The sequence below is a fragment of the Aliirhizobium wenxiniae genome, assembly GCF_014201355.1.
In the GTDB taxonomy this organism is placed as follows: domain Bacteria; phylum Pseudomonadota; class Alphaproteobacteria; order Rhizobiales; family Rhizobiaceae; genus Neorhizobium; species Neorhizobium wenxiniae.
The window spans coordinates 1-3,114 of sequence record NZ_JACHEG010000023.1 but is presented as its reverse complement, the minus strand read 5'-3'; the positions used below and the strand labels follow the sequence as shown (position 1 = coordinate 3,114).

Genomic DNA, 3,114 nt, shown 5'->3' with positions numbered 1-3,114 from the left:
TTCGCCATCCTGATCGGTGCTGGCCTTGGCGTGCCGATGGGCGTCATCGCCGCGGTCAACAAGGATCGCTGGCCGGACCATGTGGTGCGCGTGCTCAGCCTGTTCGGCCATTCGATGCCGATCTTCTGGACCGGCATGATCGCGCTCATCGTTCTTTATGCGAAGCTCGACCTTGTCGGCGGCAGTGGCCGCATGGACCAGTTCTATATCGGCCTTGTTCCTGAAACGACAGGGTTCCTGTTGATCGACAGCTTGCTGGCGGGAGAGATGGACGTCTTCTGGTCGGCGGTGAACCACCTGATCCTGCCGGCGTCGCTGCTCGGTTACTCTTCGTCAGCTTATATCACGCGCATGACGCGCAGTTTCATGCTCGACCAGCTCGGGCAGGAATACATTACGACCGCCCGCGTGAAAGGATTGTCGAAACACCAGACCATATGGCGTCATGCGTTCGTCAACATCCGCGTGCAGCTCGTCACCATCGTGGCGCTTGCCTATGGTTCGCTGTTGGAAGGTGCGGTTCTGATCGAAACGGTATTCGCCTGGCCGGGCTTCGGTCAGTACCTGACCAGCAACCTGATCATCGGCGACATGAACGCGGTGATGACCTGCGTGCTGATCGTCGGCGTCATCTTCATCGCGCTCAACCTGCTTTCCGACGTGCTTTACCGTCTGTTCGATCCGAGGACCCGCTGATGTCAGTCACAACCGCTTCCAAGCTGCGCGTGCCGGCCTCGGTCAATGCCCTGCGCAACATCGTTCTCTTCCTGATGAAGAGCCCGACCTCGCTTTTCGGCCTTGCCGTGCTCGCGCTGCTGATCCTGGTCGCCATCTTTGCGCCGCTCATCGCAACGCATGATCCTTATGCGCAGGATCTTGCCAATACGCTTCAGGCACCCGGCAACGGGCATCTGTTCGGCACCGACGAACTCGGCCGCGACATCTTCAGCCGGCTGGTCTGGGGATCGCGCATCACGCTGACGATCATCTTCCTGGTGTCGATCGTCGTCGGGCCTATCGGGCTCGCTGTCGGCGCAGCCTCAGGTTATCTGGGCGGTCGCTTCGACACGGTGATGATGCGCATCACCGACATTTTCCTGTCCTTCCCGAGCCTGATCCTGTCGCTTGCCTTCGTGGCGGCACTCGGCCCCAGCCTCAACAACGCGATCATCGCCATCGCGCTGACATCCTGGCCGCCGATTGCTCGGCTTGCGCGCGCCGAAGCGATGACCTTCCGCAATGCGGATTACATTGCCGCCGCACGTCTTCAGGGAGCTTCGCCGACCCGCATCATCGTCAAGTCGATCGTGCCCATGTGCCTGCCGTCGGTGCTGATCCGGCTGACGCTCAACATGGCGACCGTCATCCTGACAGCGGCCGGCCTCGGCTTTCTCGGCCTCGGCGCACAGCCACCGCTGCCGGAATGGGGTGCGATGATTGCCACGGGGCGTCGTTACATGCTCGACAGCTGGTGGCTCGTTACCTTTCCGGGCGTTGCCATCCTGTGTGTCAGCCTCGCCTTCAACCTACTCGGCGACGGATTGCGCGATGCGCTCGATCCCAAGCAGATGAACAGGAGGTAGGCCATGACCCGTCCAATCCTCGAAGTGGAAAATCTTCACATCCGTTATGGAGGCGCTTCGGCCGATGCCGTGCGCGGCGTGTCCTTCGCGCTCGGGCGCGAGAGGCTCGGCATTGTCGGCGAAAGCGGCTCGGGCAAATCCACGGTGGGCCGTGCGCTTTTGCGATTGCTCCCTTCTGCCCGGATCACCGCGGACAAGATGCGGTTCGAAGATGTCGAACTGCTGTCGCTGACGGAAGAACAGATGCTCGGCGTGCGCGGGCGGCGCATGTCGATGATCCTGCAGGATCCGAAATTTTCGCTCAACCCGATCCGCAAGGTCGGTGACCAGGTGGCTGAGACCTATCTGCGCCACTTCAAATGCAGCAGGAAGGATGCCCGCGAAAAGGCGATCGCCATGCTGGAAGCGGTCAAGATCCGCGATCCGGAGAGGGTCTGCGAGCAATATCCGCACGAGATTTCCGGCGGAATGGGGCAGCGCGTGATGATCGCCATGATGCTTCTGGCCGATCCGGATGTGGTCATCGCTGATGAGCCGACCTCGGCGCTGGACGTTACGGTGCGGCTGCAGGTGCTGAACATTCTCGACGGCCTGGTGCGGGATCGCGGGATCGGCCTGATCATGATCAGTCACGATCTCAACCTGGTGCGCAATTTCTGCGATCGGGTGCTGATCATGTATGCGGGCCGCGTAGTGGAAACGCTTGCCGCCCGCGACCTCGACAAGGCGCAACATCCCTATACGCGGGGGCTTATTGCGGCTCAGCCGCGCATCGGCGGCGCGCGTGCGCCGCTGGCGGTGCTGGACCGCCGCCCCGAATGGCTGGAGGAGGTTTCCCGATGACGGTATCAGTCGAGACACGCAATCTCTCCATCACCTTCGGCCACGGGCCAACAGCGCTCAAGGTCCTCCCTGACGTATCCTTCCTGGTGGAACCGGGCGAATGTTTCGGCCTGGTCGGCGAGAGCGGGTCGGGCAAATCCACCATTCTGCGCTGCATCTCCATGCTGACGGACTTCTGGAAGGGAGATGTGTTGATCAACGGAAAATCCGTACGCGACATGCCTTTGATTGAACGCTGCCGCACGCTGCAGATGGTCTTCCAGGATCCCTACGGTTCGCTGCATCCGCGCCAGTCGGTAAGAACCGTGCTGTCGGAGCCGCTGAGAATCCATAAGCTCGGAAATCACGAGGACCGGATGCAGAAAGTGCTGTCCGATGTCGGACTGCCCGGATCCTTCCTCGATCGTTTCCCGCATCAGCTTTCCGGCGGGCAGCGCCAGCGCGTGGCAATTGCACGGGCGCTGATCCTCGAGCCTTCGCTGCTGCTTCTGGACGAGCCGACATCCGCTCTCGATGTTTCCGTGCAGGCGGAAATCCTCAACCTCCTGCAGCGGCTGCGCGAAGAACACGGCTTCACCTACATCATGGTGACGCATGATCTGGCGGTGGTCGATCACATGTGCGACCGGTTCGCCGTGATGCTGCGCGGTGAGATTACCGAGATATTGCCGCGCGAGGCGATCCCCGG

Annotated in this window: 4 protein-coding genes; all 4 read left to right on the top strand. The window is 61.4% G+C overall.

Annotation, left to right across the window (positions count from 1 at the left end; translation table 11 throughout):
* A partial coding sequence (locus HNQ72_RS30355) for an ABC transporter permease (RefSeq protein ID WP_183998369.1) occupies positions 1–696 on the top strand: 696 nt, incomplete at its 5' end.
* Complete coding sequence (locus HNQ72_RS30350) at positions 696–1,583, top strand: ABC transporter permease (protein WP_148146804.1); 888 nt, start codon at positions 696–698, stop codon at positions 1,581–1,583. The genes HNQ72_RS30355 and HNQ72_RS30350, both read left to right, overlap by 1 nt.
* A gap of 3 nt (positions 1,584–1,586) precedes the next feature.
* Positions 1,587–2,426, top strand: coding sequence for an ABC transporter ATP-binding protein (locus HNQ72_RS30345; RefSeq protein ID WP_183998367.1), 840 nt, complete (start codon positions 1,587–1,589; stop codon positions 2,424–2,426).
* Positions 2,423–3,114, top strand: a 692-nt coding sequence (locus tag HNQ72_RS30340; RefSeq protein ID WP_183998365.1) for an ABC transporter ATP-binding protein, incomplete at its 3' end; no start/stop codon positions are given. The genes HNQ72_RS30345 and HNQ72_RS30340, both read left to right, overlap by 4 nt.

Excerpts from the sequence above, each read along its gene's own strand:
- HNQ72_RS30350 (WP_148146804.1), top strand. The coding sequence starts at position 696 with ATGTCAGTCACAACCGCTTCCAAGCTGCGCGTGCCGGCCTCGGTCAAT.
- HNQ72_RS30345 (WP_183998367.1), top strand. The coding sequence starts at position 1,587 with ATGACCCGTCCAATCCTCGAAGTGGAAAATCTTCACATCCGTTATGGA.